Annotated in this window: 25 protein-coding genes; 16 read left to right on the top strand and 9 right to left on the bottom strand. The window is 61.0% G+C overall.

The window, feature by feature from the left end; all coding sequences use genetic code 11:
* Positions 1-199 precede the first annotated feature (199 nt).
* The 5 genes from N5C28_RS05410 to N5C28_RS05390 all read left to right on the top strand — a co-directional run bounded on the left by N5C28_RS05410 (position 200) and on the right by N5C28_RS05390 (position 5,331).
* On the top strand, positions 200-2,665 hold the full coding sequence (locus N5C28_RS05410; RefSeq protein WP_279820874.1) for an AAA family ATPase: 2,466 nt from the start codon (positions 200-202) through the stop codon (positions 2,663-2,665).
* Positions 2,666-2,860: 195 nt separating this feature from the next.
* Positions 2,861-3,202: a hypothetical protein gene (locus tag N5C28_RS05405; protein ID WP_279821075.1), complete on the top strand. Its 342-nt coding sequence runs from the start codon at positions 2,861-2,863 to the stop codon at positions 3,200-3,202.
* Between the two features lie 202 nt (positions 3,203-3,404).
* Positions 3,405-3,896 carry a TIGR00645 family protein gene (locus N5C28_RS05400; RefSeq protein WP_279820872.1) on the top strand — a complete coding sequence of 164 codons (492 nt, stop codon included), beginning with the start codon at positions 3,405-3,407 and terminating at the stop codon, positions 3,894-3,896.
* 172 nt (positions 3,897-4,068) lie between these two features.
* Positions 4,069-4,623, top strand: coding sequence for a cytochrome b (locus N5C28_RS05395; RefSeq protein ID WP_279820870.1), 555 nt, complete (start codon positions 4,069-4,071; stop codon positions 4,621-4,623).
* Positions 4,624-4,701: 78 nt separating this feature from the next.
* Positions 4,702-5,331: an FKBP-type peptidyl-prolyl cis-trans isomerase gene (locus tag N5C28_RS05390; RefSeq protein ID WP_279820868.1), complete on the top strand. Its 630-nt coding sequence runs from the start codon at positions 4,702-4,704 to the stop codon at positions 5,329-5,331.
* Between the two features lie 89 nt (positions 5,332-5,420).
* On the opposite strand, the gene N5C28_RS05385 is transcribed toward N5C28_RS05390, so the two are convergent.
* Together N5C28_RS05385 and N5C28_RS05380 are read right to left on the bottom strand one after the other, a co-directional pair.
* Positions 5,421-5,645, bottom strand: coding sequence for a hypothetical protein (locus N5C28_RS05385; protein ID WP_279820867.1), 225 nt, complete (start codon positions 5,643-5,645; stop codon positions 5,421-5,423).
* 131 nt (positions 5,646-5,776) lie between these two features.
* Positions 5,777-6,748 carry a polyprenyl synthetase family protein gene (locus tag N5C28_RS05380; protein WP_279820865.1) on the bottom strand — a complete coding sequence of 324 codons (972 nt, stop codon included), beginning with the start codon at positions 6,746-6,748 and terminating at the stop codon, positions 5,777-5,779.
* A 281-nt stretch (positions 6,749-7,029) separates the two neighbouring features.
* Between N5C28_RS05380 and rplU the strand changes: the two genes are divergently transcribed.
* From rplU to N5C28_RS05355, 5 genes are all read left to right on the top strand, one after another.
* Positions 7,030-7,341 carry a 50S ribosomal protein L21 gene (gene rplU, locus N5C28_RS05375; protein WP_279820864.1) on the top strand — a complete coding sequence of 104 codons (312 nt, stop codon included), beginning with the start codon at positions 7,030-7,032 and terminating at the stop codon, positions 7,339-7,341.
* A 39-nt stretch (positions 7,342-7,380) separates the two neighbouring features.
* The gene (gene rpmA / locus N5C28_RS05370) at positions 7,381-7,638 is read left to right on the top strand and encodes a 50S ribosomal protein L27 (RefSeq protein ID WP_053134655.1); all 258 of its coding nucleotides are present in this window, start codon (positions 7,381-7,383) and stop codon (positions 7,636-7,638) included.
* Between the two features lie 170 nt (positions 7,639-7,808).
* The gene (cgtA, locus tag N5C28_RS05365) at positions 7,809-9,032 is read left to right on the top strand and encodes an Obg family GTPase CgtA (protein WP_279820863.1); all 1,224 of its coding nucleotides are present in this window, start codon (positions 7,809-7,811) and stop codon (positions 9,030-9,032) included.
* 206 nt (positions 9,033-9,238) lie between these two features.
* On the top strand, positions 9,239-10,357 hold the full coding sequence (gene proB, locus N5C28_RS05360) for a glutamate 5-kinase (protein WP_279820862.1): 1,119 nt from the start codon (positions 9,239-9,241) through the stop codon (positions 10,355-10,357).
* A gap of 14 nt (positions 10,358-10,371) precedes the next feature.
* Entirely contained in the window at positions 10,372-10,833 is a 462-nt protein-coding gene (locus tag N5C28_RS05355) for a CreA family protein (protein ID WP_279820860.1), read from the top strand.
* Between the two features lie 70 nt (positions 10,834-10,903).
* Here N5C28_RS05355 and rpsT read toward each other — a convergent pair whose 3' ends face one another.
* Complete coding sequence (gene rpsT, locus N5C28_RS05350; RefSeq protein WP_279820858.1) at positions 10,904-11,182, bottom strand: 30S ribosomal protein S20; 279 nt, start codon at positions 11,180-11,182, stop codon at positions 10,904-10,906.
* A gap of 192 nt (positions 11,183-11,374) precedes the next feature.
* On the opposite strand from rpsT, the gene murJ reads away from it, so the two are divergent.
* The 6 genes from murJ to ispH all read left to right on the top strand — a co-directional run bounded on the left by murJ (position 11,375) and on the right by ispH (position 18,759).
* On the top strand, positions 11,375-12,913 hold the full coding sequence (gene murJ / locus N5C28_RS05345) for a murein biosynthesis integral membrane protein MurJ (RefSeq protein WP_279820856.1): 1,539 nt from the start codon (positions 11,375-11,377) through the stop codon (positions 12,911-12,913).
* Between the two features lie 69 nt (positions 12,914-12,982).
* Positions 12,983-13,909: a bifunctional riboflavin kinase/FAD synthetase gene (ribF, locus tag N5C28_RS05340; RefSeq protein WP_279820854.1), complete on the top strand. Its 927-nt coding sequence runs from the start codon at positions 12,983-12,985 to the stop codon at positions 13,907-13,909.
* A gap of 33 nt (positions 13,910-13,942) precedes the next feature.
* Positions 13,943-16,777, top strand: a complete 2,835-nt coding sequence (ileS, locus tag N5C28_RS05335) for an isoleucine--tRNA ligase (protein ID WP_279820852.1) — start codon at positions 13,943-13,945, stop codon at positions 16,775-16,777.
* Positions 16,770-17,279: a signal peptidase II gene (gene lspA, locus N5C28_RS05330; protein ID WP_279820850.1), complete on the top strand. Its 510-nt coding sequence runs from the start codon at positions 16,770-16,772 to the stop codon at positions 17,277-17,279. Before ileS ends, lspA begins: the two co-directional genes overlap by 8 nt.
* On the top strand, positions 17,272-17,709 hold the full coding sequence (locus tag N5C28_RS05325) for a peptidylprolyl isomerase (protein ID WP_279820848.1): 438 nt from the start codon (positions 17,272-17,274) through the stop codon (positions 17,707-17,709). Before lspA ends, N5C28_RS05325 begins: the two co-directional genes overlap by 8 nt.
* Positions 17,710-17,814: 105 nt before the next feature.
* Complete coding sequence (gene ispH / locus N5C28_RS05320) at positions 17,815-18,759, top strand: 4-hydroxy-3-methylbut-2-enyl diphosphate reductase (protein ID WP_279820847.1); 945 nt, start codon at positions 17,815-17,817, stop codon at positions 18,757-18,759.
* 65 nt (positions 18,760-18,824) lie between these two features.
* On the opposite strand, the gene N5C28_RS05315 is transcribed toward ispH, so the two are convergent.
* Genes N5C28_RS05315 through N5C28_RS05290 form a run of 6 tightly spaced genes read right to left on the bottom strand, consistent with a single transcriptional unit; the run spans position 18,825 to position 25,817 of the window.
* A complete protein-coding gene (locus N5C28_RS05315) occupies positions 18,825-19,190 on the bottom strand; it encodes a type IV pilin protein (RefSeq protein WP_279820846.1) in 366 nt (121 codons plus the stop codon).
* Positions 19,191-19,201: 11 nt separating this feature from the next.
* Complete coding sequence (locus tag N5C28_RS05310; RefSeq protein WP_279820845.1) at positions 19,202-23,821, bottom strand: PilC/PilY family type IV pilus protein; 4,620 nt, start codon at positions 23,819-23,821, stop codon at positions 19,202-19,204.
* 52 nt (positions 23,822-23,873) lie between these two features.
* Positions 23,874-24,305 carry a PilX N-terminal domain-containing pilus assembly protein gene (locus tag N5C28_RS05305; protein ID WP_279820843.1) on the bottom strand — a complete coding sequence of 144 codons (432 nt, stop codon included), beginning with the start codon at positions 24,303-24,305 and terminating at the stop codon, positions 23,874-23,876.
* Entirely contained in the window at positions 24,305-24,874 is a 570-nt protein-coding gene (locus N5C28_RS05300; protein ID WP_279820842.1) for a prepilin-type N-terminal cleavage/methylation domain-containing protein, read from the bottom strand. The genes N5C28_RS05305 and N5C28_RS05300 overlap by 1 nt, the downstream gene beginning before the upstream one ends.
* Positions 24,871-25,362, bottom strand: a complete 492-nt coding sequence (pilV, locus tag N5C28_RS05295) for a type IV pilus modification protein PilV (RefSeq protein WP_279820841.1) — start codon at positions 25,360-25,362, stop codon at positions 24,871-24,873. Before pilV ends, N5C28_RS05300 begins: the two co-directional genes overlap by 4 nt.
* A complete protein-coding gene (locus N5C28_RS05290; RefSeq protein WP_279820840.1) occupies positions 25,362-25,817 on the bottom strand; it encodes a GspH/FimT family pseudopilin in 456 nt (151 codons plus the stop codon). Before N5C28_RS05290 ends, pilV begins: the two co-directional genes overlap by 1 nt.
* Positions 25,818-25,969: the final 152 nt, after the last annotated feature.

The raw sequence follows: 25,969 nt of genomic DNA, 5'->3' as shown, positions 1-25,969 counted from the left end.
ACTGTGACCGCCTGCACAGGATGGGCGCGCACCCTGGGCACCGCCGCTCGACGACCTGAGCTACCCCGGTGCCTGACGGTGCAGGCCCGCGACGGGCGGGCGAGGGGATTTTGCCCGCGGTTGCCGTTCTTATGGCTTGTCGGCGCCGTGTGAAGCGCCCATGATTTCCCTGGCCTGTGCCTTTCGTTAAGGATTACCGATGTCCGATTCCGTTGCAGCCCGTTTGCGGCTGGCACCCGATGCGCTAACCCGCCCCTTCGCCCCCGAGCAGTTCAACTTCACCAGCACCGATGATCTGGAGCCCTTCCGCGGCGTCCTGGGACAGGAGCGGGCGGTGGAAGCCCTGCAGTTCGGCGTGGCGATGCCGCGCCCCGGTTACAACGTCTTTGTCATGGGCGAGCCGGGGACCGGCCGGTTTTCCTTCGTCAAGCGCTACCTCAAGGCCGAAGCCAAGCGCATGGAGACGCCGGCCGACCGCGTCTACGTCAACCATTTCGACGAGCCCCGCGAGCCGCGTGCGCTGGAACTGCCAGCCGGTACCGCCGGCGAGTTCCTGGCGGACATCAATAGCCTGATCGACAACCTGCTGGCGACCTTCCCGGCGGTCTTCGAGCATCCGTCGTTCCAGCAGAAGAAAAGCGCCATCGACCGCGCGTTCAACAAGCGCTACGACCTGGCCCTGGACGTGATCGAGCGCCTGTCGCTGGAGAAGGGCGTGGCCCTGTACCGCGACAGCAGCAACATCGCTTTCACCCCGATGCTCGATGGCAAGGCGCTGGACGAAGCCGAGTTCGCTCAGTTGCCGGAAGCCGAGCGCGAGCGCTTCCATGCCGACATCGCGGCCCTCGAGGAGCGCCTGAACGAAGAGCTGGCGAGCCTGCCGCAGTGGAAGCGTGAGTCGAGCAATCAGCTGCGCCAGTTGAACGAAGAGACCATCACCGTGGCGCTGCAGCCGCTGCTGGCGCCGTTGTCGGAGAAGTACGCCGAGAACGCCGGGGTCTGCGGTTACCTGCAGGCCGTGCAGGTCAACCTGCTGAAGACCGTGGTCGATCAGTTGGTCGAGGTAGAGAAGGCCGATGCCCAGACCCGCAAGATGCTCGAGGAGCAGTATTGCCCGAGCCTCGTGGTGGGGCACCATGCCCATGGCGGTGCGCCGGTGGTCTTCGAGTCGCACCCGACCTACGACAACCTGTTCGGTCGCATCGAATACAACACCGACCAGGGCGCGCTCTACACCAGCTATCGCCAGCTGCGTCCGGGCGCGCTGCACCGCGCCAACGGCGGGTTCCTGATCCTCGAAGCGGAGAAGATGCTCGGCGAACCCTTCGTCTGGGATGCGCTCAAGCGCGCCTTGCACTCGCGCAAGCTGAAGATGGAATCCCCGCTGGGCGATTTGGGGCGTATCGCCACCGTGACTCTCAACCCGCAGGTGATTCCGCTGCAGGTGAAGGTGATCATCATCGGCGCCCGGCAACTCTATTACGCCCTGCAGGACCATGATCCGGACTTCCAGGAGATGTTCCGGGTGCTGGTCGATTTCGACGAGGACATTCCGCTGGGCGATGAAAGCCTGGAGCAGTTTGCCCAACTGATGAAAACCCGCACCACCGAGGAAGGCATGGCGCCGCTCACTGCGGCCGCGGTGGCACGCCTCGCGACCTACAGTGCACGGCTGGCCGAGCACCAGGGGCGGCTGTCGGCGCGTATCGGTGACCTGTTCCAGTTGGTCAGCGAGGCCGATTTCATTCGCCAACTGGCCAGCGAGACTGTGACGGACGTCGGCCATATCGAGCGGGCGCTGAAGGCCAAGGCCACGCGCACCGGGCGGGTGTCGGCGCGAATCATCGACGACATGCTCGCCGGGATCATCCTCATCGACACCGTGGGTGCCGCGGTGGGCAAGTGCAACGGCCTCACCGTGCTGGAGGTGGGCGATTCGGCGTTCGGTGTGCCGGCGCGAATTTCCGCCACGGTCTACCCGGGCGGCAGCGGCATCGTCGACATCGAGCGCGAGGTCAACCTCGGCCAGCCGATCCACTCCAAGGGGGTGATGATCCTCACCGGCTTCCTCGGCAGCCGTTATGCCCAGGAATTCCCCCTGGAAATCTCCGCCAGCATTGCCCTGGAGCAATCCTACGGGTACGTGGACGGTGACAGCGCCTCCCTTGGCGAGGTCTGCACCCTGATTTCCGCCTTGTCGCGCACGCCGCTCAAGCAGTGCTTCGCCATCACCGGTTCGATCAACCAGTTCGGCGAAGTGCAGGCGGTGGGTGGGGTCAACGAGAAGATCGAAGGCTTCTTCCGCCTGTGCGAGGCGCGGGGGCTGACGGGCGAGCAGGGCGCGATCATTCCGCATTCCAACGTGGCGACCCTGATGCTCGATGAGCGGGTGCTGCAGGCCGTACGTGCCGGGCAGTTCCACGTCTATGCGGTGCGTCATGTCGACGAGGCCCTGAGCCTGCTGGTGGGCGAAGACGCGGGCAGCCCGAACGAGAAAGGGCAGTTTCCCAAAGGCAGCGTCAATGCGCGGGTGCTCGAGCGCCTGCGGGAGATCGCCGAAATCGGCATGGGCGAAGAGGAGAAGGAGGAACCCCGGAAGGAGGAACTCAAGGCCGAGGCGCCGGTCAAGGAGAAGAAGCCCCGGGCGAAAAAGCCCGAGGCGTGAGTGCAGATGCCAGCCTCCGCTCGATGATTGATCAGTCATTGAGCGGTTGCCGGTGGGCGCCACATGACGCGGTCCCGCGTTGCTTGCCCACCTGTCATCCACACACTTATCCACAGTAACCGGGGATAACTCCTGGCTTCCTGATCCGCATCGGCGGGTGTAGGCTGGAGTCTGGATCTCATGAGGGCCGCCGCGATGCCGCGCAACCTCTGCCTCATCCGTCGGTGCCTGGGCCTGGTGACGCGTATCGAATGCGTGGTGCTGCCTCTGGCTGGTGAGAAGGGACTCTGGACACTCATCTGCGTCGCTGGTATGTCGGGCGCGCAACCCTCCGCCATCAAAGCCCAGGGCCCGTTCTGCGGGCCTTTCGTCGCTGAAGGAGTGCTGGCTGGCATTGCCGAGAGCCTCTGCGTGCAGGGTTACAGCGAATGCCACGAGCTGCCCATCTGGCGCCTGCACATGCAGGCCGAACTGCGACGCCTGAACGGCGAGCGATGCAGCCACCCGGGCCATTACCAGTTCCGTCCGGAAACCTGACGCGCGGGTTGATCAGCTTTTGTACGGCTGGCGGCAACGCTGGACGTGCGTGCGTTTGCGCCACTCATCCTGCATCTCTCCACAAGGTTATCCACAGCTCCTGGGGATAAGCGCTGGGCGCCTGCGGCAGGGTGCCTCTTGTCCGTCATGCGGGGCTGGGTATACTCGCCGCCTGTTCTGATCACACCCCTTACGAGGCCCCATGGAACGCTTTCTCGAAAATGCGATGTATGCGTCGCGCTGGCTGCTGGCGCCGATCTATTTCGGCCTGTCGCTCGGGTTGCTGGCCCTGGCGCTGAAGTTCTTTCAGGAAGTGTTCCACATCCTGCCGGCGGTGTTCTCCATGGCCGAGGCCCAGCTGATCCTGGTGCTGCTGTCGCTGATCGACATGGCGCTGGTGGGTGGTCTGCTGGTGATGGTGATGATTTCCGGCTATGAGAACTTCGTGTCCCAGCTGGACATCGATGAAGGCAAGGAAAAGCTCAGTTGGCTGGGTAAGATGGACTCCAGCTCGCTGAAAATGAAGGTAGCGGCCTCCATCGTGGCGATTTCCTCGATCCACCTGCTGCGGGTGTTCATGGATGCCAAGAACTACGAGACCGATTACTTGATGTGGTACGTGATCATCCACATGACATTCGTGGTTTCGGCCTTCGCCATGGGCTACCTGGACAAGCTGACCAAGCACGACTGATACCCGTCTCGCTGAACAAGCGCCCGGCCTCGTTGAGGTCGGGCGTTTTTGTTTCGACACCGGCTTGGCTATTTGTCAGGTTATTCGATTGATATGGCCGAAATTACGATTTTATCGATCGAAATGCCTTGGCAATAATGCCGGCCTTTCTTACCCGGACACGCGAGGCAGCATGAGCACGGCACACTCCACCACCTACACCGGTACCGCCAAATGTCTGCACTGGGTCGTCGCGGCTATCTGGATCGGGAGTTGGCTGATCGGCATCGTCGCTGTGCACTGGCGTGATGAGCTGAACCCCGATCATGGCCTGACCATCCTGCGCAAGGCGCTGGCCAGCACCCTGCTGATCCTGGTGGTCGCGCGCATCGCCTGGCGCCTGACCCATCCGGCGCCGCCGTTGCCGGGCAGCATGAGCCCGTTGATGCAGCGCGGGGCGCTGGTGGGACATGTGCTGCTTTATGTGGTGGCCCTGGTTGCTCTGCCGGTGTCCGGTTGGTTCTGGAGCTCGGTGGCGGACAAGCCGATCATGATGCTGGGGCTGCTCCAGGTGCCGGCGCTGGTCTCGCCCAATCCCGACCTGTACGACCTGGCCAAGCTGATGCACACCTGGACCGCCTGGGCCTGCGGGGCGCTGGTCGGTGGCCATGTGCTGGTGGCGTTGAAGCACCACTTCGTCGACAAGGACGAGGTGATGGCGGGCATGCTGCCCCGTGCCCGGGGCTGACACGCTCGCCTTGCGCGGCAGAAGGCCACTTGTGTGCTAGTCTGGCCGGCCTTTTCGTAGCCCCAAGCGGAGCCTTTCATGTCCGAATTCACCTTCAGCCCCGACCTGTCTTCCGACGAAGGCCGTGTCAGTTACGGCATCGGCCGTCAGCTTGGCGGGCAACTGCGCGACAACCCACCGCCGGGCGTCAGCCTGGAAGCGATCCTGGCCGGCCTGAACGATGCGTTCCACGGTCAGGCCAGCCGCGTCAGCGAGGCCGAGCTGTCGGCCAGCTTCAAGGTCATCCGCGACATCATGCAGGCAGAAGCTCAGGCCAAGGCCGAAGCGGCAGCCGGCGCCGGCCGTGAGTTCCTCGCCGAAAACGCCAAGCGTGATGGCATCACCGTGCTGGCTTCCGGTCTGCAGTATGAAGTGCTGACCGCCGGTGAGGGTGCCAAGCCGTCCCGGGAAGATACCGTGCGTACTCACTACCACGGCACCCTGATCGACGGCAGCGTGTTCGACAGCTCCTACGAGCGTGGCGAGCCGGCCGAGTTTCCGGTGGGCGGCGTGATCGCCGGCTGGACCGAAGCCCTGCAACTGATGAACGCCGGCAGCAAGTGGCGCCTGTACGTACCGAGCGAGCTGGCCTACGGTGCCCAGGGTGTTGGCAGCATCCCGCCGCACAGCGTGCTGGTGTTCGACGTCGAGTTGCTGGACGTCCTGTAACCCCGTTCCGGTGGAGGGTGTTTCGCCCCTTCCACCGCCTTTCGGTAGCCCCCGCAACGTTGTGGTGGGCTGCTGAAGGGGCGCTCCGATCAGCGCAGCGCCCGTGCGTAGCAGTAGAGAAACAGGCTGCGGACCAGCTCCTTCAGCACCAGTGGCTCGCTGGAATTCAGTTCATGGATATCCAGGTCACCTTGGTCGCGCAATTCGTCCAGTGCCTCCTCTTCCAGCACCGCGCAGACTTCGCCAGTTTCACGATGCAATATGCGCAGGTAGGGGTGCGGGCGGTCCAGCCAGGCATCGATCAAGTAGGTCATGACTCATCTCCCTTTCAAGTGGTTAGATGAGAATAATTCTTATTATATTTATAGCAAGCTTTAATCGCTGCCTTTCGTCGTGACATAAAAAAGCCCGTCACGGGGACGGGCTTTTTTCATGCGGCGTCGACTCAGTGGGTGCGGGCGACGGCGAAGCGGCTCAGCTCGATCAGGGCATCGCGGTATTCGTTGTCCGGCAGCGCATCCAGGCAGGCGATGGCGCGTTCGACGTAGTCCCGTGCCAGCTGGGCGGTGTAATCGAGGGAGCCAGACGCTTCTACGGCTTCGCGGATGCTTTCGAGGTTCTCGATGCCGCCTTTCTGGATGGCCTGGCGTACCAGGGCCGCCTGGTTGGCGGTGCCTTCACGCATGGTGTAGATCAGGGGGAGGGTGGGTTTGCCTTCGGCCAGGTCGTCGCCGACGTTCTTGCCCAGGGTGGCGGCGTCGCCGCGGTAGTCGAGCAGGTCGTCCACCAGCTGGAAGGCGACACCCAGGTGATCGCCGAAGGTGCGCAGCGCTTCGGTCTGCTCGCTCGACGCGTCTGCCAGGGCAGCCGCGCTGTGGGTCGAGGCCTCGAAGAGCATCGCGGTCTTGCCGCGGATGACTTCCATGTAGGTTTCTTCGGTGGTGCTGGCGTCGCGAACCTTCGACAGCTGCAGCACTTCGCCTTCGGCGATCACGCGGGTGGCCTTGGACAGGATCTTCATCACCGGCATCGAGCCGAGTTCGACCATCATTTCGAAGGAGCGGGAATAAAGGAAGTCGCCGACCAGTACGCTGGGGGCGTTGCCCCACTGGGCGTTGGCAGTGCTGCGGCCGCGGCGCATGTCGGACATGTCGACGACATCGTCATGCAGCAGGGTGGCGGTGTGCAGGAATTCGATGGTGGCCGCCAGCAGGCGCAGCCTGTCGCCTTCAAGGCCCAGGGCCTTGCCGCTGAGCAGGACGAGCAGCGGGCGCAGGCGTTTGCCGCCGGCTGAGATGATATAGTCGCCGATCTTTTCCACCAGCGGTACGCGCGAGACGAGCTGCTGACGGATGATGCCGTCGACGGCGGTGAAGTCGTCCGCAACTACGCGGTAGAAAGCCTGGGGTTGTTGCATCAGCGACAGGTGCTCCGTAAGGCGTGTTTGCAGCGATTGGCGTAGCCGTGGCCCGCCTCGGATGCGCGGCATGCTAGGGGGCAGGGTGGGGGCTGTCAAGGCAAGCCCAGGCAGGCCTTGCACTGGCGTGGCGGCTTGCGTACAATCGCGCACCCTGAACTTCCCCCTGGGTATTTCCCTGCCTTACGCAATTGCAAGGGTGCTTTCCGGCCCCGAGCAGCCATGCCAGCCGACATTATTCCTATAAAGCGCTGGGTGAGCAGGATCAACGGAGATTTACCATGTACGCAGTAATTGTTACTGGTGGCAAGCAATACAAAGTCACCGAAGGCGAATTCCTCAAGATCGAAAAGCTCGAAATCGCCACTGGCGAAGCCGTGACTTTCGATCGCGTGTTGTTGATCGGCAACGGCGACGACGTGCAAATCGGCGCTCCGGTTGTTGACGGTGCCAAGGTTGTGGCTGAAGTCGTTTCGCAAGGTCGTCACGATAAAGTGCGCATCATCAAGTTCCGTCGCCGCAAGCACCACATGAAGCGTCAGGGCCACCGTCAGTGGTTCACTGAGATCAAAATCACCGGTATCCAGGCCTGATTCATTTCGGTCTGATCCCTTAACAGGAGTATTGAACTCATGGCACACAAAAAAGCTGGCGGTAGTACCCGCAATGGTCGCGACTCAGAAGCCAAACGACTTGGCGTGAAGATGTACGGTGGCCAGGCTATCAAGGCAGGCAACATCATCGTGCGTCAGCGCGGCACCCAATTCCACGCTGGTTACGGCGTTGGCATGGGTAAGGATCACACCCTCTTCGCGAAAATCGAAGGCGTGATCAAGTTTGAAGTAAAAGGCGCCTTCGGTCGTCGTTACGTGAGCGTCGTCGCGGCTTAATCGCGAGGCTGCTGGAAAAGCCCTGTCCTTGCGACGGGGCTTTTTTGTTTCTGTATCCTAGGGGTTCTTGCCCGATTACCCGGGCTGCCGCGCGACATGCGCGGGGTCATCCGGCAAGAGCCTGGTGTTTATGTTTCAGTTGACCCGCGTTTACGGCGGGAGGCGTACCCATGAAATTCGTCGATGAAGTATCGATTTATGTAAAGGCCGGTGACGGCGGTAACGGGATGATGAGCTTCCGTCGTGAGAAGTTCATCGAGAAAGGCGGCCCTAACGGCGGTGATGGTGGTGATGGCGGCTCGGTGTTCATCGAGGCCGTTGAGAACTTCAACACGCTCGTGGACTACCGCTATACGCGCAAATTCCAGGCGCAGAACGGTGAGAAGGGCGGTAGTACCGACTGCACGGGTGCCAAGGGCGAGGATCTGATCCTGCCGGTTCCGGTGGGGACGACGGTGATCGATGCGTCCACCCAGGAAGTGATTGGCGACCTGGTCAAGCCGGGGCAGCGCTTGCTGGTGGCTCAAGGTGGCTGGCACGGTCTGGGCAACACCCGCTTCAAGTCCAGTACCAACCGTGCGCCGCGTCAGACGACGCCGGGCAAGCCCGGCGATGCCCGTGATCTGAAGCTGGAGCTGAAAGTGCTGGCTGACGTGGGCCTGCTCGGCTTGCCGAACGCCGGCAAGAGCACCTTCATTCGTGCCGTGTCGGCCGCCAAGCCGAAGGTGGCGGATTATCCGTTCACCACCCTGATACCGAATCTGGGTGTGGTCAGCGTGGAGCGCTACAAAAGCTTCGTGGTCGCCGATATTCCGGGGTTGATCGAAGGTGCTTCCGAAGGTGCGGGTCTGGGGATTCGCTTCCTCAAGCACCTGGCGCGTACTCGTCTGTTGCTGCATCTCGTGGACATGGCGCCGTTGGACCTGTCCGATCCGGGCGAGGCTGCGGTAACGATCGTAGAGGAGCTGACCAAGTTCAGCCCGGCGCTGGCTGATCGTGACCGCTGGCTGGTGCTCAACAAGGCTGACCAGATGCTGGATGAAGAGCGTGACGCCCGGGTTGCCGAGGTGGTTGCGCGCTTGAACTGGGAAGGTCCGGTCTATGTGATCTCGGCGCTGGCCCGCGAGGGTACCGAGAAGCTGTGCTACGACATCATGGAATACCTCGAGGCGCGCTCGGAGCGTATCCAGGAGAATCCGGAGTTCGCGGCCGAGGTTGCGGCGCTCGATCAGCGTATCGAGGACGAAGCGCGCGCTCAGTTGCAGGCCCTGGATGACAAGCGTGCGCTGCGTCGTGCGGGTGTCCGTGCGGTTGGCGACGAGGATGATGACGACAGCTTCTGGGATGAGGAAGACGGGGACGACGGTCCGGAAATCATCTATGTCCGGGACTGATGCTTGCTGAGGCGATCGTGCCCGGTCACGGACCGGTGAAATAGGGCTCGAAATGCCCGTGTACAGCAGTACACTAGGCACTCGTGACTGATTTCGCCGTACTTGATACGGGCTCGCTCTGTCTTCTGTGCAGTGTCGAGCCATTTCCAGCGCCGCTTAATTGCGGCGTTTTTGTAATCACGGGTCGCTGCTGGGGTTGGATGATCATGCGTGACAAGGTAACCGGTGCTCAGCGCTGGGTGGTGAAGATTGGCAGTGCGCTGCTGACGGCTGACGGCAAGGGGCTCGATCGGGCTGCCATGGCTGTCTGGGTCAAGCAGATGGTGGCGTTGCGCGAAGCGGGCGTCGAGTTGGTGCTGGTGTCGTCCGGCGCCGTGGCGGCGGGCATGAGCCGCCTGGGCTGGGCGTCGCGCCCCAGTGCCATGCACGAGCTGCAGGCCGCGGCGGCAATTGGTCAGATGGTGTTGATCCAGGCCTGGGAGTCGAGCTTTGCCGAGCACGGACGTCGCACCGCGCAGATTCTCCTGACCCACGATGACCTGTCGGATCGCAAGCGTTACCTGAATGCCCGCAGTACGCTGCGGACCCTGGTCGATCTCGACGTGATTCCGGTGATCAACGAAAACGACACCGTGGTCACCGATGAAATCCGTTTCGGCGACAACGACACCCTGGCGGCATTGGTGGCCAACCTGGTCGAGGCGGACCTGCTGGTGATCTTGACGGATCGCGACGGCATGTATAACGCCGACCCACGGCACAATCCCGATGCCGAGCTGATTTTCGAAGCGCGCGCCGACGATCCGGCGCTGGATGCCGTGGCGGGCGGTGTTGGTGGTGCGCTGGGTCGTGGCGGCATGCAGACCAAGCTGCGCGCGGCGCGTCTGGCGGCCCGATCCGGTGCGCACACGGTGATCGTGGGCGGTGCGATCGAACAGGTGTTGGCGCGCCTCAAGACTGGTGAGCGCCTGGGTACGTTGCTCGCGCCTGAGCGCAGCCTGTTGGCGGCGCGCAAGCAATGGCTGGCGGGCCACCTGCAGACCCGTGGCACGCTGGTGCTGGATGCGGGCGCGGTCAAGGCGCTGACGGTCGATCACAAGAGCCTGTTGCCGGTAGGGGTCAAAACCGTGCAGGGCAGTTTCCGTCGCGGTGAAATGGTGGTGTGCGTGTCGCCGGAAGGTCGCGAGATCGCCCGGGGGTTGGCCAACTACAGCGCGCTTGAGGCGCAGAAGATCATCGGCAAGCCGTCGGATGCCATCGAGAAGCTGCTCGGCTATGTCGATGAGCCGGAGCTGGTGCACCGCGATAACCTGATTCTGGTCTGATAAGGAGCGTCTCCATGCGCCTGTTCAAGGGTGTGCTTGCGGTATGCCTGTCGCTGCCGCTGTTCGTGTCGGCTGAGGAGATCGGCGAGGTTTCCACGGTGTTCAAGTGGATGGGGCCGAACGACAAGATCGTGGTGGAGGCCTTCGATGATCCCAAGGTGGCGGGGGTGACCTGCTACCTGTCGCGCGCCAAGACCGGCGGGATCAAGGGTGGTTTGGGGTTGGCCGAGGACCGTGCCGAGGCATCCATTGCCTGTCGGCAGGTCGGGCCGATCCGCTTCAAGGCTGAGCTGGAGGAGGGTGAGGAAGTATTCCGCGAGCGCACTTCGCTGGTCTTCAAGACCATGCAGGTGGTGCGTTTCTTCGACGAGAAGCGCAATACGCTGGTGTACCTGGTCTATAGCGACCGAATCATCGAAGGCAGTCCGCAGAATGCGGTCACTGCGATACCGATCCTGCCCTGGCCTGAGAAATAAAAGGGCCTTGCATTAATCGCGAACAATAAAAAACCGGCCATCAGGCCGGTTTTTCAAGAACATGCTGCGATCAGGCTGCAGCAGCTTCGCCGAGGGCCTTGATGTGGCCGTTCAGGCGGCTCTTGTGGCGAGCAGCTTTGTTCTTGTGGATGATGCCCTTGTCAGCCATGCGGTCGATGACCGGAACAGCCAGGGTGTAGGCCTTCTTGGCCAGATCGAGGTCTTTGGCGTCGATAGCCTTGACCACGTTCTTGATGTAGGTACGGACCATGGAGCGCAGGCTGGCGTTATGGCTACGACGCTTCTCAGCCTGTTTTGCGCGTTTTTTGGCAGAAGGTGTATTGGCCACCGTCAAGCTCCTCGAAAACTGGGGGGATACAAACAAATAAGGCCGCGAATCATGCCGAGATGAAGTGCGCCTGTCAAGCCCGTTGGCGTTTACCTGTGCTGGCCTGACCAGTGGCAGACCGCTACACTCGACGCCTTCGTGCGCCGGTGGATCGTCTGCTGAGGTGCTCGTCCACAGAAGTCGAAATAGTACATGAATCTGCTCAAGTCGCTGGCCGCCGTCAGCTCCCTGACCATGCTGTCCCGGGTTCTGGGGTTCGTGCGTGACACCCTGATCGCGCGGGTGTTCGGCGCCGGCGTCGCTTCGGACGCCTTCGTCGTGGCGTTCAAGCTGCCGAATCTGTTGCGCCGAATCTTCGCCGAGGGCGCGTTCTCCCAGGCGTTCGTGCCGATCCTGGCCGAGTACAAGACCCAGCAGGGCGAGGAGGCGACCCGTACCTTCGTGGCCTATGTCAGTGGTTTGCTGACCCTGGTGCTGGCGCTGGTCACGCTGCTGGGGATCGTGGCTGCGCCGTGGATCGTCTGGGCCTCTGCGCCAGGCTTTGCCGATGAGCCGGACCGTTTCGAGCTAACCACCGACCTGCTGCGCCTGACCTTCCCCTATATATTGCTGATTTCCCTGTCGTCGCTGGCCGGGGCCGTGCTCAACACGTGGAACCGCTTTTCCGTACCGGCGTTCGTGCCGACGCTGCTGAACGTCAGCATGATCGTGTTCATGGTGTTTTTTGCTCAGTATTTCGATCCGCCGATTATGGCGTTGGGCTGGGCCGTGCTGGTGGGCGGCTTGCTGCAATTGCTCTACCAGCTGCCGCACCTGAAAAAGATCGGCATGCTGGTGCTGCCGCGGCTGAATCTGAAAGACACCGGCGTATGGCGGGTGATGAAGTTGATGGGGCCGGCGATCTTTGGCGTGTCGGTCAGCCAGATTTCGTTGATCATCAACACCATCTTCGCCTCGTTTCTGGCGGCCGGCTCGGTGTCCTGGATGTACTACGCGGACCGCCTCATGGAACTGCCCTCCGGCGTACTCGGTGTCGCTCTGGGGACGATCCTGCTGCCGGCGCTGTCCAAGACCTACGCCGGCTCCGACCGCAGTGAGTATTCGCGCCTGCTCGACTGGGGGCTGCGGCTGTGCATTCTCCTGGCCTTGCCGAGTGCCGTCGCCCTGGCGGTGCTGGCCGAGCCGTTGACGGTTTCCCTGTTCCAGTATGGCAAGTTCACCAGCCACGATGCGCTGATGACCCAGCAGGCGTTGGTGGCCTATTCCGTCGGGTTGCTGGGCATCATTCTGGTGAAGATCCTTGCGCCGGGCTTCTATGCCCAGCAGAACATCAAGACGCCGGTGAAAATAGCCATCGTCACGCTGATTGCCACCCAACTGATGAACCTGGCGCTCTGGAGGCCGTTGGGGCACGTGGGACTGGCCCTGGCGATCGGTTTGGGCGCCTGCCTGAACGCCGGGCTGCTCTACTGGCAGCTGCGCAAGGGCGATATTTTCCAGCCCCAGGCCGGTTGGATGCCCTTCTTGTTCAAGGTGGCGCTGGCGGTGGCCGTGATGGCCGGTGTGCTGTTGGTGGGCATGCACTTCATGCCGGCCTGGTCCGCCGATGGCATGCTGCTGCGTTTCCTGCGCCTGGGCGCGCTGGTGGTCGCCGGGCTAGTGGCGTACTTCGGCATGTTGCTGGTGCTCGGCTTCCGCTTGCGTGACTTCACCCGGCGGGCCATTTCTTGAGCAGTCGCCAACTGTTGTCTGTCGGCGGGTGTGCGTATAATCGACCACTTTATGAGCAAGAAGCGCGCTATGCAGCTGGTTCGAGGCCTTCATAACCTGCGGCCCCAGCATCGGGGTTGTGTCGCCACCATCGGCAATTTCGACGGCGTCCATCGTGGCCACCAGGCCATCTTGGCGCGTTTGCGTGAGCGCGCGGTCGAGTTGAACCTGCCCAGTTGCGTGGTGATTTTCGAGCCGCAGCCGCGAGAGTTCTTTGCGCCGGACACTGCGCCGGCCCGTCTGACTCGCCTGCGTGACAAGCTGGCGCTGCTTGCCGCCGAGGGTGTCGACCGGGTGCTGTGCCTGAGCTTCAACCCGCGTCTGCGGGAGCTGAGTGCCGCGGCGTTCGTCCAGCGGGTGCTGATCGAAGGGCTGGGCGTCGCGCACCTGGAGGTCGGCGACGACTTTCGTTTTGGCTGCGACCGTGCCGGCGACTTCGCCTTCCTGGCCGCTGCCGGCGAGCAGGAAGGTTTCACCGTCGAGGCAGCGACCACGGTCGAGCTCGACGGGATTCGGGTCAGCAGCACTCGGGTACGCGAAGCGCTGGCGGCGGGGGATTTCGTTCTGGCCGAGAAGCTGCTCGGTCGGCCTTTCCGCATTGCCGGCCGCGTGCTGCACGGGCAGAAGCTGGGACGGCAATTGAATGCGCCGACCGCCAACGTCCAGCTCAAGCGCCGGCGCGTGCCATTGACCGGGGTGTACCTGGTCAGTACCGAAGTAGATGGCCAGCCCTGGCCGGGAGTGGCCAATATTGGCGTGCGCCCGACCGTGGCCGGCGACGGCAGCGCCCACCTCGAGGTGCACCTGCTGGATTTTGCCGGAGACCTGTATGGCCGGCGTTTGACGGTGGCTTTCCACCACAAGCTGCGCGATGAGCAGCGTTTCGCCTCGCTCGAGGCCCTGAAGACGGCAATTGCTGCCGATATTGCCGCCGCCCGTGCCCATTGGGGCGCGTGAACATAGTGCCAACCGCTGACCTAAGAGCCTGAGATGACGACCGACTATAAAGCCACGCTGAATCTGCCCGATACCCAGTTCCCGATGAAGGCCGGCCTGCCGCAGCGCGAACCCCAGATTCTGCAGCGCTGGAACGAGATTGGCCTGTATCAGAAGCTGCGTCAGCAAGGCGAAGGGCGGCCGAAGTTCGTCCTGCACGACGGCCCTCCCTACGCCAACGGCAGCATCCACATCGGGCACGCGGTCAACAAGATCCTCAAGGACATCATCACCCGTTCCAAGACCCTGTCGGGTTACGACGCACCCTACGTGCCGGGCTGGGACTGTCACGGCCTGCCGATCGAGCACAAGGTGGAAACCACCTTCGGCAAGAACCAGCCGTCCGACCTGACCCGCGAGCGTTGCCGCACCTATGCCGCCGAGCAGATCGAGGGGCAGAAGGCTGATTTCGTGCGCCTTGGTGTGCTCGGTGATTGGGATAACCCCTACAAGACCATGGCATTCGCCAACGAGGCTGGGGAAATCCGCGCCCTGGCGGAAATGGTCAAGCAAGGCTTCGTGTTCAAGGGCCTGAAGCCGGTCAACTGGTGCTTCGATTGCGGTTCGGCGCTGGCGGAAGCCGAGGTCGAGTACCAGGACAAGAAATCCGATGCCATCGACGTGGCGTTCCTGGTCGAGGATGCCGACAAGCTGGCGGCAGCCTTCGGCCTGGCGGCGCTGAGCAAGCCGGCCAGCATCGTCATCTGGACTACCACACCCTGGACCATCCCGGCCAACCAGGCGCTCAACGTCCACCCGGAATTCAACTACGCCCTAGTCGATACCGGCGACAAGCTGCTGGTGCTGGCCGAAGAACTGGTCGAGAGCAGCCTGCAGCGCTTCGGCCTGCAAGGCAGCGTTCTGGCGATCGCACCGGGTGCCGCCCTGGAGCTGATCCGCTTCCGTCACCCGTTCTACGAGCGTTTCGCGCCGGTCTACCTGGCCGAGTACGTGGAGCTGGGCGCGGGTACCGGTATCGTTCACTCGGCGCCTGCCTATGGTGAAGACGACTTCCACTCCTGCAAACGCTACGGCATGAGCAACGATGACATCCTCAGCCCGGTGCAAAGCAACGGTGTGTATGTCGCTGACCTGCCGTTCTTCGGCGGCCAGTTCATCTGGAAGGCCAACTCGGCCATCGTCGCCAAGCTGCAGGAAGTGGGCGCGCTGCTCAAGCACGAAGCCATCCAGCACAGCTACATGCATTGCTGGCGCCACAAGACGCCGCTGATCTACCGCGCTACGGCGCAGTGGTTCGTCGGCATGGACAAACAGCCGAACCAGGGGGCGCCGCTGCGTGAGCGCGCGCTGGCTGCGATCGAGCAGACCCAGTTCGTGCCAGCCTGGGGCCAGGCGCGCCTGCACAGCATGATCGCCGGCCGTCCGGACTGGTGCATCTCGCGTCAGCGCAACTGGGGCGTGCCGATTCCCTTCTTCCTGCACAAGGCCAGCGGTGAACTGCACCCGCGTACCGCCGAGCTGATGGAAGACGTTGCCAAGCGCGTCGAGCAGGAAGGCATCGAAGCCTGGTTCAAGCTCGATGCAGCCGAACTCCTCGGTGACGAGGCGGCCGACTACGACAAGATCAGCGACACCCTGGACGTCTGGTTCGACTCCGGCACCACCCACTGGCATGTGCTGCGCGGCTCGCACCCGCTGGGCCATGCCGAGGGGCCGCGCGCCGACCTGTACCTGGAAGGCTCCGACCAGCACCGTGGCTGGTTCCACTCGTCCCTGCTGACCGGCAGCGCCATCGATGGCCATGCCCCGTACAAGGAATTGCTGACCCACGGCTTCGTGGTGGATGAGAACGGCCGCAAGATGTCCAAGTCGCTGGGCAACGTGGTCGCGCCGCAGGAAGTGAACGACAGCCTGGGCGCGGACATCCTGCGCCTGTGGGTGTCGTCCACCGACTATTCCGGCGAGATGGCAGTGTCCAAGGTCATCCTGCAGCGCAGCGCCGACTCCTATCGCCGTATCCGCAATACCGCGCGTTTCCTGCTCTCCAACCTCAGCGGTTTCGACCCAGCACAGCACCTGCTGCCTGCCGAGGACATGCTGGCCTTGGACCGCTGGGCCGTGGACCGCGCGCTGCTGTTGCAGCGCGAGATCGAAGAGGCCTACGACAGCTACCGCTTCTGGAACGTCTATCAGAAGGTGCACAACTTCTGTGTGCAGGAACTGGGCGGCTTCTACCTCGACATCATCAAGGACCGCCAGTACACCACCGCCAGCGACAGCGTGGCGCGGCGCTCCTGCCAGACCGCACTGTTCCACATCGCCGAAGCGCTGGTGCGCTGGATCGCGCCGATCGTGTCGTTCACCGCGGATGAGCTGTGGCAGTACCTGCCGGGCGAGCGCAACGAGTCGGTCATGCTCAACGGCTGGTACCAGGGCCTGAGCGAGCTGCCCCAGGGCTTCGAGCTCGATCGCGAATTCTGGGATCGGGTGATGGCGGTCAAGACAGCGGTGAACAAGGAGCTGGAGAATCAGCGTAACGCCAAGGCCATTGGCGGCAACCTGCAGGCTGAAGTCACTGTGTATGCCGAAGACGGCCTGATGGCCGACCTGAACAAGCTGGGCAACGAGCTGCGCTTCGTGCTGATCACCTCGACCGCCAGCCTGGCGCCACTTGCCAGTGCGCCGAGCGATGCGGTGGACACCGAGGTCGAGGGGCTCAAACTCAAAGTGGTCAAGTCGGGCCACGCCAAGTGCGGTCGTTGCTGGCACCACCGTGAAGACGTCGGTGTGAATCCGGCGCATCCGGAAATCTGTGGCCGTTGCGTCGACAACATCGAAGGGGCTGGTGAGGTGCGTCACTATGCTTAACACCAGTCGCTTCGGGCGGTTGTCCTGGCTGTGGTTGAGCCTGCTGGTGTTCGTGGTCGACCAGGTGACGAAGTTCTACTTCGACAACAGCCTGACCATGTACCAGCAGATCGTGGTGATCCCGGACTATTTCAGCTGGACGCTGGCCTACAACACCGGCGCGGCATTCAGCTTCCTGGCCGGTGCTTCGGGCTGGCAGCGCTGGTTCTTCGCGGCCATTGCCGTGGTGGTCAGCGTGGTGCTGGTGGTCTGGCTCAAGCGTTTGAAGTCCGATGAAACCTGGCTGGCCGTTGCCTTGGCCTTGGTGTTGGGCGGGGCGCTGGGCAACCTGGTGGACCGTGTGGTGTTCGGCCATGTGGTCGATTTCATCCTGGTGCACTGGCAGAACCGCTGGTATTTCCCGGCGTTCAATATCGCGGATACCGCCATCAGCCTTGGCGCCATCCTGCTGGCGCTGGACATGTTCAAAAGCAAGAAATCCGGAGAAGTAGCCCATGACTGACGTACGTATCGGCCCGGATAAGGAAGTCACCCTGCATTTCGCCCTCAAGCTCGAGAACGGCGATGTGGTCGACAGCACGTTCGACAAGCAGCCGGCCACCTTCAAGGTGGGCGATGGCAACCTGCTGCCGGGCTTCGAACAGGCCATCTATGGCCTGAAAGCAGGTGACAAGCGCAGCCTGCCGATCGCTCCGGAGCAGGGCTTTGGCCAGGGCAACCCGCAGAACGTGCAGGTTATGCCGCGCAGCCAGTTCCAGGACATGGAGCTGTCCGAGGGCTTGCTGGTGATCTTCAACGACGCTGCCAATACTGAGCTGCCGGGCGTGGTCAAAAGCTTCGACGACAACCAGGTGACCATCGACTTCAACCACCCGTTGGCCGGGAAGTCGCTGAGCTTCGATGTCGAGATCATCGACGTCAAAGCCCTGTAACACTGCTGTGGATAGGGCGACCTCTGGTTAGTCCTATCCTGCGCTGCCTCCGAACGCATACCGCGTTACACTCCTTTCTACCGTTTTCGCGTACCGAGCGTCGTCATGCATATCAAACTCGCCAACCCTCGCGGTTTCTGCGCAGGCGTGGATCGCGCCATCGAAATCGTCAACCGTGCCCTGGAAGTCTTCGGCCCGCCGATCTACGTGCGTCACGAGGTGGTGCACAACAAGTTCGTGGTGGAAGACCTGCGCGCACGCGGCGCCGTGTTCGTCGAGGAGCTGGACCAGGTGCCGGATGATGTGATTGTCATCTTCAGCGCCCACGGCGTCTCCCAGGCCGTACGGGGCGAGGCAGCCCGCCGTGGCCTGAAGGTGTTCGATGCGACCTGTCCTCTGGTGACCAAGGTGCACATGGAGGTCGTGCGCTACAGCCGGGAAGGGCGTGAATGCATCCTGATCGGCCATGCCGGCCACCCGGAGGTCGAAGGTACCATGGGCCAGTACGACGCCAGCAATGGCGGGGCTATTTACCTGGTGGAAGACGAAGCGGATGTCGAGCGCCTGCAGGTCCGCAATCCCGAAGCCCTGGCGTTCGTGACCCAGACCACCCTGTCTATGGACGACACCAGCAAGGTCATCGACGCCCTGCGCGCGAAATTCCCGGCCATCGGCGGACCGCGCAAGGACGACATCTGCTACGCCACCCAAAACCGCCAGGACGCCGTCAAACAACTCGCCGCCGAGTGCGACGTGTTGCTGGTGGTCGGTAGCCCCAACAGCTCTAACTCCAACCGCCTGCGCGAGCTCGCCGAGCGCATGGGTACCCCGGCCTACCTGATCGACGGTGCCGAAGACCTCAAACAAGAGTGGTTCAAAGGCGCCGTCGGCATCGGCATCACCGCCGGTGCTTCCGCCCCTGAGGTGCTGGTGCGCGGCGTAGTCGAGCGCCTGCGCGAATGGGGCGCGGAAGGGGAGAGCGAACTGGATGGCCGTCCAGAGAACGTGACGTTCTCCATGCCGAAGGAGTTGAGGGTGAAGGCGGTTTGATCTGCTTTCTGGTGGTAATAAAAAAGCCGGCTAATTAGCCGGCTTTATATTTGCTGATTAGATCACTACCAACTGCACTTCGCCTTAAGGGAGCCATTGCGTGCGTTGGTCGCTGTGAGTGTCAGGTCACCACTGAGGCGTCCAATAGCTGTAGCTGTTAGGGTGTAGGCGCTGGCAGTGACGCTTCCCACTGCTATTCCGAATTCCTTGGTGTTTCCTGGAAGAGCAACGTTGGCGTTGTAAGCACCATTATTACGTGCCCTGCTGCGCTCCATTACCGCAGAACCTTGAAGTAGCAGTGATTTTCCATCTTCACAGGCCGCCTTTTCTAGATAGCTCGTGTATTGGGGGATTGCAATAGCCACCAGTATTCCAATGATGACAATTGCGATCACCAGTTCTAGTAAAGTAAATCCGTTTTGTTTGTTCATTGAACCTTCTCTCACTGTTCATCAATCCAGTAGGTGCGGGGCGTCGAAGGAGCCCAGACACAAAAGTCAGGGTTGCTATCACAGCGGCATTTCTCTGGGTTGGGTGAGTTATTGCAGTTAGGCGGCTCGTTCCGAGGGATCAGTTGAGACGGATCATTGTAGACGTAGCAACTATTGCCTTTGCAATAGACCTGCGGGTTGGAGGGTAAGCTGCCGCCCTTGGCCACCACATAGCGCGTGGTGCTCAGCGCCGTCGAATCCAGCAAGTTGACTGCGTAGGCACGGGTCACACCGGTGGCCGCCTGGCAGGAGTTCTGGTTGGCCTTGGGTTCGTAGGTATTGAAGTAGAGCTTACCGTCGATGGCCAGCGGGCGCGAGAGCACCTTCTCACCATCGGGCACCAGTCGGATATACCAGCCATTCTTGGTGAGCAGTGCTTTACGCTGTTCCGCGGTCGCCTGGGTAAGGCTGGTAGCATCGTAAAGGTCGGCTTCGGTCAGAACGCCACCGGTACCCCCGAGATTTTCCGTACGGAATGAATAGAAGCGGTCATCGATGACCTTGTTCAACGGATGACCACGGTAACCGGAGCCGATGTTGACTGTGAGTTGCAGCTTGTTTTCGACAGTGACCAGTGCAACTTCCGGTTCATGGTAGAACCGTCGAGCACTGGCAACATCCGCTCCGGCGACGCTGGCGAAGAGGCCGCCGGTTACCAGGCCATTGCCGCTCGCACCATTCTTCACATGGAAGCGCCATACCTGGCCCCCCATGTCGCCCACAAAGATCTGTCCGGCCAGGCCGTCTGGATCGGTAAATACCTGACCCTGACTGTTGGCTTGCAGGCCCACCACGTTGACGCCGCTGGGGATGCTGTAGTTCATGCCGGTGATGCCGGCGCCGGATGCCGACCAGATCAGTGCGCCAGTCCTGGCGTTGACGATGAACAGGTCATTGCCCTGGTCGTCAGCGGTGCGGATGGTGGCATTGTCCTGATCGGGATCGTAGCCGCCGCCAAAGACCAGTACGTCGGTGATGGTGCCTCCGACCTTGATCTTGGTCTTCACCGGGGCCGACCAGGTTTGGCCGAGGCGTGCGAACGCTCCAGTACCGCCCTGGATCTGCCACAGCAGTTTGGGTGAAGTACGGTTGGTGATATCGAGGGCGTAAATGCCGCGCCCGCCGCGGCCCATGGTGGCGTAGGCGTAAACGAATTCGCCGCTTTCGGCGGAGCCGCCGTTGAGAATCACTCCATTGTTGTTGGCATCGTTGGCCCATACGGTCACGGTGTTGTCCATGCCGTACATATGGCTGTTGCTGCCAGTGGCGGCATTGGCACGCAGGCGCTTGATATTTGGCAGCAGGGCGTTTGGCATGAACGCAAACTGCTCTACACCCGTCGCGGTGTCGAACATCTGCACAAAGCCCTCGTTGGTGCCGAAAATCGCGCTTTGTTGTTCGCTGGTACAAACGCCATTGGTTGTGGCATTACATCCGTAGGTCACCAGGGCTGGGGTGGCGTGAATCGGGTCGCCCAAGGACTTGCGCTCGACCGCTGGATCGTTGGGATCGTAACCCCGAATATAGGTAATCAGGTTTTCCCGTTCGGTCGCATTGGCCGCCCCCATCTTGGCGGCGGTGAGTTCTGCGTTGGCCGTGGTGATCGCCGTCAGGGCGTTGTTGGTCGACACGTTGGTCAGCAGGTTGCGGCTGTTGGGAGTCGGCAAGCGAGAGGCGGCACCACCTGCCCCCACGTTGCTGCCGTCGTTGCTGGTGGACCACCAGCTACGGGCGTCATTACGGAAGAAGCCAGTGTTGGTATCGATAGCGGCCAGACCGTCCTGATCGACGATGTAAGCACCGCCGTTACGAGTAGCCATGCCATAGCGCTTGAGATTGCCGATCCACCGGTCTGTGACGGACGGACGGAACAGCGAGAAATACAGTTCGTCCTTGTTGTCCTGACGGTTGAAGGTGTTGACTGGGGCGCTGGCACTGACGAACGTGGTGTCGGTTGCCAGTACCTGCTGCAGGATCTGGTTGAAGGCTTTGGAGAGAGATGATGCGTTCTCAGCAGAGTAGAAACCGCCACCACCTTCTCGTGCCAGATCAGCCAGGAATGTCTTGATTTGTGCCGCTTCTGTTGCGCCGCGTGCGTCAAGCGCAAAACCAACGGTATGGGTCAGGATATGGTTGTCACCGGCAAAACTGGATTGGTCGGTCTTGGCCATCCAGCGCACCAGTTCGCGGGCGCAGCGTTCATCGGCAAAACCCAATCCGCTGCTGCTGCAGCTCCCTGCCAGGCTGGCGATGCCATTGGTGGCGTCGTTGGAGGTGCCTTCCGGCTTACCGTCGGTCAGCAAGACCAGATGGGTTGCCTGGCAGGAACTCGTCATAGGGCTTGGGTTGTTACCAGCATGATATTTCTCCGACAGATAGCGCGCACCGTCATAGAGGGCTGGCACGATTGGCGTGCCGCCGCTGGCGTTCATGCCTTGTACCAAGCTGTTGACGTGGGTCCGTACTGTGCGGAAGTTGGTGCCCAAACCGCCGGTGCCGAGTTTCAAGCGCAGCTTGATGGACTCCGACGGGCTACTGTCATAGGCCACTGTACTGTAGCCGCTGTCGCTGGTTGGCTTGAGGACGATCGATAGAGCATTACCATCAGTCCAGCCATTGGCACCGCTGCCGGTACGGGCGAATACCGCTTGCAAGGCGGTGGTCAGTGCGGTTCCGCTGCAAATGGTTTGAGCACCAGTGAGCGTACAGGCGACACCGGTGCTCAGGGTTCGGGCTCCCAGGTTGTTGTTATTGGTCAGCAGCTCACTGGAATTACCTGTGTTTTCCACATGCACTGTGACGTTTGAGCTGCCGCTGGTGCCGCTGCGGGTAACAATGACCTGGGCATCGACTACCTGGGCGCCACGGACTACAGGCAGGTTTTCATAACGGGCACCGATGTGCGTGGTGTTGCTACCAAATGGCATCGCCTCTTCGTTGATGACCACTGGTTGGCTGGTTGTGCATTGGCCCCACCAGTTGCAGGATTCTGCCGTGTACTGGCGTGCATCGTTCTTGGGAGCGGTGACCCGGGCTTCCAGAACGGGTCGGAAGCAGCCATTGGTACCGCCTTCATAGGTGATCTTCAGTACCGGTTTGAGGGGCGAGCCATCCACGCTGTAGGTGGTGCGGTTGCCGTCACCCGTTCTCGGTTGGAAGAAGAACGCCATGGAGTTGTTGCCACACCAACTGCCATTGCTGACCACTTCCTGCGCCTGTTGAATGACGCTCGGTCCTTCGATATAGGCGGGCGGGTTTTCCGTCCGCCATTCGGCAGGAGCCCAAGTAGTCAGGGTTGTCTTGGCGCGACCCATGAAATTTTCAGAGGCACTGAAAGGAGCCGCATCCCCGGCAGCCTGCGCGGTGACCTCGAAGGTAACGGGGCGGTCATCCGAACTGGCGGGTACGAAGTCGATACGTGCCGAGGTGATGGTTGCCCCTTGGGGGACCGCGACGTTCTGGAAGCGCAGGCCAGTCTCGCGCATTGTTCCGGAAAAGCCGGTGTAGACGATCGTCAGGACAGGCGCCCTGGCGTGATCACCTACGTAGTAGGTGTAGTCCCGATTGCTGGTTGAACGAATCTGGAGCGCCATATCACCGATGGGATCGTTAGCCGGAGCTCCTGCCTTCAGGGTGTCCATCAGGTTGGTCTTGACGTCGATGGCGAAGGGGGTATTGGCCGTCCAGGTAGGTAGGCTGGCAGCGGTGTAGTCCCGGCTGATCGAGAAGTCCCGGTCATTTGCCGGGGTGGCGTCGTTGATTGCCGCCGGTGTCTTGGTGTTCTCAAGCTTGATGTTGAGGGCAGGGCGATTGGCCGCGGTCTGCGTATTGGACGGTGTCAGCGTCAGGGTGGCCGAGACGATGGTGGCACCAGCGGGGATGTTCAGGTTGCGAAACAGGAACATACCGGTCTGCCCTGCGCTGCTGCTACGTGCGTTCAGCTGTGTTTTGGTGCCGGTGTCGCAATAATCACGTGCCGTACCGATTTTCACCGAGCAGCTGTAATTGCCTTTCAGGTAATAGGACGAATTGTCATTCGAGTAGGTGCTGGTGTTGCCCAGGTCACGAATTACCGTGCTGCCCGGGTGATTGTTGATATGCCCCATGACCAGCGTGGGGGAGTCGATGGTGGTGGTTGCGCCCTGTCGGCTGGCATCGTCCGCCGACACGATGATTTCCGGTGTGGCCGCCGCGATACCAACGGGTCCATCGATATTTTCAACCGGGTAGACCAGGCGGGTGTTGCCATAGTCAGTGCGCGGGTTAAGCGCCATGACCCCGACATTGATGTTGTTGGTATTGCTGATGATGTCGTTGAACGACTCTTTCAACACATTGATGCGACTCGGGCCGTGCGAAGAGTTCGTCGGTGTGGAGTCCCGATCCAGGCGCCACGCCATGGAGCCGGAGTTATCCAGAATGAACAGGACGTTGGGCTTGATGCCCTCGCTGGCGCTAGGGCCGCCGAAGAAAATTTCAGTGTCGTCAGCGAAGCTGACCGCGCTTTGCAATACCAGGGCTACGGCCAGGCAAGAGGACAGCGTCGTGCGCAGGAAATGGGTGCTTTTCATGTAACTGTTCCTTGGCCTCGCTGGGCCCAGAGAGAATACGGTGTCGATAGGGTCACTGCTGGAGCTGGCGGCGCTGGCCACCTTGTCGATGTAAGGCGGTGGTCCGGCAGTCGCCTCCTGCGTCACAGTTTTTTCCAGTGCTCTGGATATCGAAGCAATTGAGACCAACGCGACCTCCGCTCCCTGGGCAAGGGCCTGCGTAGACGACGGCCACACTGAACTGCTCTTTAGTTCCCAGTGCTACTGGTGTCTCGATCGGGGGCGGGAAGCTATTGTTGTTATCCATCGCGAAGTATTGGGCCGTCCAGCGTTGTATCCCACTTTCAGCCGCTTGAAATGCACCATTCTTCTGCTCGCTGTTAGAGGAAATGCGCAACTGCAGATTGGATTGAGAGGCAGCAGTGATCGCGATCACTGTCAGCATCAGCAGCAGCACAAGACTGACAAGCAGGACAATACCGTTCTGTTTGGCATAACCGTTCATTACAGACGATTCCGTAGTTCGTAAGTGGCACTGAATGTCCGATTTCCCAGGTTGTCGTTACCTTGGCGCGAATCAAAAACAGTGATTTGAATATTTATCGCTTTGGCCAAGGCAGGGTTACCGGCAGGGATGAAATTGATTTGCATCGCCGCATTGTCCAAAATGGGATCATTGTTGCGGCTGATCGTGTTATTGGCACTGGTATAAATAATTGCAGGCTCAAAGTTGAGTGCAACCGTGCCGCAGCCACTGCTCGGTGTGGCATAACGGAACGTTACGGTGTTCGCAGCGGTGCTGGATACCGCGTCATTCGGCAGAGTCCCGCCTCCTGGGAATGGAGTTTCGGTATCTGCAGCAACACAGCCTTGATAGCCAGAGCGGCGAGCATCCTGGCCAATGATTTCCAGTGCCAAGCGCCCGCTCTCTTGCATGCGAGCAAGTTCTGTATTGTCCCGATCAGCAGCTGATGTTTGGGAGAACAGTTCTGTTACGCCCAAGATAAGGAGGGTACTAATAAAAATGGCAACTATCAGTTCAATAAGAGATAGGCCTTGTTGGTGATTGTTCACAGTTCGGCCTCCACAATTACATTGCTGGTTTCTCCACTAGGCTCTTGCCATTCCACCCGCACTCTGTAGCCATTCGTGCCGTTGCGGACAATGGACGTTGCCGGGAGTAAGTTAGGCAAGCTTGAGTTTAGGGCTCGGCACCATTGAGTGAGGTCGCTCGTGGCTTTTTCCGCCCCTTCGCAATCCGCCGCGCATACCGTGTTGGGGCAAGAGGATGGGTTGGCCAGCGTATAGTTATTGCCCAGAGTGGCGTGGCTGACACGATAGTTCTGAAAGGGTTTGGAGGTATCGAGTACCTTGTTAGCCCGCATCCGGTCGATAATGTCGTAAGCCAGTAGGGTGGCTTGACCACGAGAATAGGCACTTTCACTGGACTGCAAACTCTGGGTCATCAGGGTCGCCATACCCAGCAGACCGATTGCGAGGATAATCAATGCAATCATTACCTCGATCAGGGTAAATCCTTTGCTGCGAAATGTTGCTTGCATCAGCAACTGCTCCCTTTACAGATTGAAACCTGTCCAATTCGATTGACTTGAACGGTTCTTGCGCCACCGCTATTCGTCACGGTCAGTGCTGATGAAGCAGCCAGTTGGCCTTCATTGTTGTATTGGATGGTATTGCCATTCACTGCGATATCGCTTGGAAGTGGTGTCAGCACTCTTAGAACTTCTCCGTTGGCGAGGAGAACGATCCCACCATCCGCCCAACTGCCGCCGCAGCTGGTTTGGTTGCTGCTGCTGCAGACGGACACAGACTGGTTGCGTGTAACAGCTTCGCTACGTGCAAGCTGTAGCGCTCCCATCAGGTTGTTGCTGACGGATATCATTCGGTTACCGGACATCAGCCCTTGGTAACCGGGAGCGGCGATGAGCGCGATGATGGTGATGAGTGCGAGCACGATCATCAGCTCGATCAACGTAAACCCTTTGTTTGATCCCATGAGTTCCCCACCATCATTCTGCGTCGACCCGCACCGAAAGGTCGGGTTACTGTGCCAGCGTAATTTAGCAACGCGCGTGCGTTGCGCTTAGTCGCGGCGGACAAGCGGGCGCATTTTGCTACCAACAGGAGCGGAACACGCTGCTGTCGCCC

Source organism: Pseudomonas sp. GD03944 (assembly GCF_029839275.1).
Taxonomy (GTDB): domain Bacteria; phylum Pseudomonadota; class Gammaproteobacteria; order Pseudomonadales; family Pseudomonadaceae; genus Aquipseudomonas.
Note: the sequence above shows the minus strand (reverse complement) of the source record. Positions and strands in the feature narration are given on the sequence as shown.

What these genes read in the sequence shown, in the direction of transcription:
- N5C28_RS05290 (WP_279820840.1), bottom strand. Translation starts at nt 25,817, where the DNA reads ATGGGATCAAACAAAGGGTTTACGTTGATCGAGCTGATGATCGTGCTC.
- N5C28_RS05400 (WP_279820872.1), top strand. Translation starts at nt 3,405, where the DNA reads ATGGAACGCTTTCTCGAAAATGCGATGTATGCGTCGCGCTGGCTGCTG.
- rplU (WP_279820864.1), top strand. Translation starts at nt 7,030, where the DNA reads ATGTACGCAGTAATTGTTACTGGTGGCAAGCAATACAAAGTCACCGAA.
- ispH (WP_279820847.1), top strand. Translation starts at nt 17,815, where the DNA reads ATGCATATCAAACTCGCCAACCCTCGCGGTTTCTGCGCAGGCGTGGAT.
- N5C28_RS05310 (WP_279820845.1), bottom strand. Translation starts at nt 23,821, where the DNA reads ATGAAAAGCACCCATTTCCTGCGCACGACGCTGTCCTCTTGCCTGGCC.
- proB (WP_279820862.1), top strand. Translation starts at nt 9,239, where the DNA reads ATGCGTGACAAGGTAACCGGTGCTCAGCGCTGGGTGGTGAAGATTGGC.
- lspA (WP_279820850.1), top strand. Translation starts at nt 16,770, where the DNA reads ATGCTTAACACCAGTCGCTTCGGGCGGTTGTCCTGGCTGTGGTTGAGC.
- N5C28_RS05390 (WP_279820868.1), top strand. Translation starts at nt 4,702, where the DNA reads ATGTCCGAATTCACCTTCAGCCCCGACCTGTCTTCCGACGAAGGCCGT.
- ribF (WP_279820854.1), top strand. Translation starts at nt 12,983, where the DNA reads ATGCAGCTGGTTCGAGGCCTTCATAACCTGCGGCCCCAGCATCGGGGT.
- cgtA (WP_279820863.1), top strand. Translation starts at nt 7,809, where the DNA reads ATGAAATTCGTCGATGAAGTATCGATTTATGTAAAGGCCGGTGACGGC.
- N5C28_RS05380 (WP_279820865.1), bottom strand. Translation starts at nt 6,748, where the DNA reads ATGCAACAACCCCAGGCTTTCTACCGCGTAGTTGCGGACGACTTCACC.
- ileS (WP_279820852.1), top strand. Translation starts at nt 13,943, where the DNA reads ATGACGACCGACTATAAAGCCACGCTGAATCTGCCCGATACCCAGTTC.
- N5C28_RS05305 (WP_279820843.1), bottom strand. Translation starts at nt 24,305, where the DNA reads ATGAACGGTTATGCCAAACAGAACGGTATTGTCCTGCTTGTCAGTCTT.
- pilV (WP_279820841.1), bottom strand. Translation starts at nt 25,362, where the DNA reads ATGCAAGCAACATTTCGCAGCAAAGGATTTACCCTGATCGAGGTAATG.
- N5C28_RS05410 (WP_279820874.1), top strand. Translation starts at nt 200, where the DNA reads ATGTCCGATTCCGTTGCAGCCCGTTTGCGGCTGGCACCCGATGCGCTA.
- N5C28_RS05405 (WP_279821075.1), top strand. Translation starts at nt 2,861, where the DNA reads ATGCCGCGCAACCTCTGCCTCATCCGTCGGTGCCTGGGCCTGGTGACG.
- murJ (WP_279820856.1), top strand. Translation starts at nt 11,375, where the DNA reads ATGAATCTGCTCAAGTCGCTGGCCGCCGTCAGCTCCCTGACCATGCTG.
- N5C28_RS05325 (WP_279820848.1), top strand. Translation starts at nt 17,272, where the DNA reads ATGACTGACGTACGTATCGGCCCGGATAAGGAAGTCACCCTGCATTTC.
- N5C28_RS05315 (WP_279820846.1), bottom strand. Translation starts at nt 19,190, where the DNA reads ATGAACAAACAAAACGGATTTACTTTACTAGAACTGGTGATCGCAATT.
- N5C28_RS05395 (WP_279820870.1), top strand. Translation starts at nt 4,069, where the DNA reads ATGAGCACGGCACACTCCACCACCTACACCGGTACCGCCAAATGTCTG.
- N5C28_RS05385 (WP_279820867.1), bottom strand. Translation starts at nt 5,645, where the DNA reads ATGACCTACTTGATCGATGCCTGGCTGGACCGCCCGCACCCCTACCTG.
- N5C28_RS05355 (WP_279820860.1), top strand. Translation starts at nt 10,372, where the DNA reads ATGCGCCTGTTCAAGGGTGTGCTTGCGGTATGCCTGTCGCTGCCGCTG.
- rpmA (WP_053134655.1), top strand. Translation starts at nt 7,381, where the DNA reads ATGGCACACAAAAAAGCTGGCGGTAGTACCCGCAATGGTCGCGACTCA.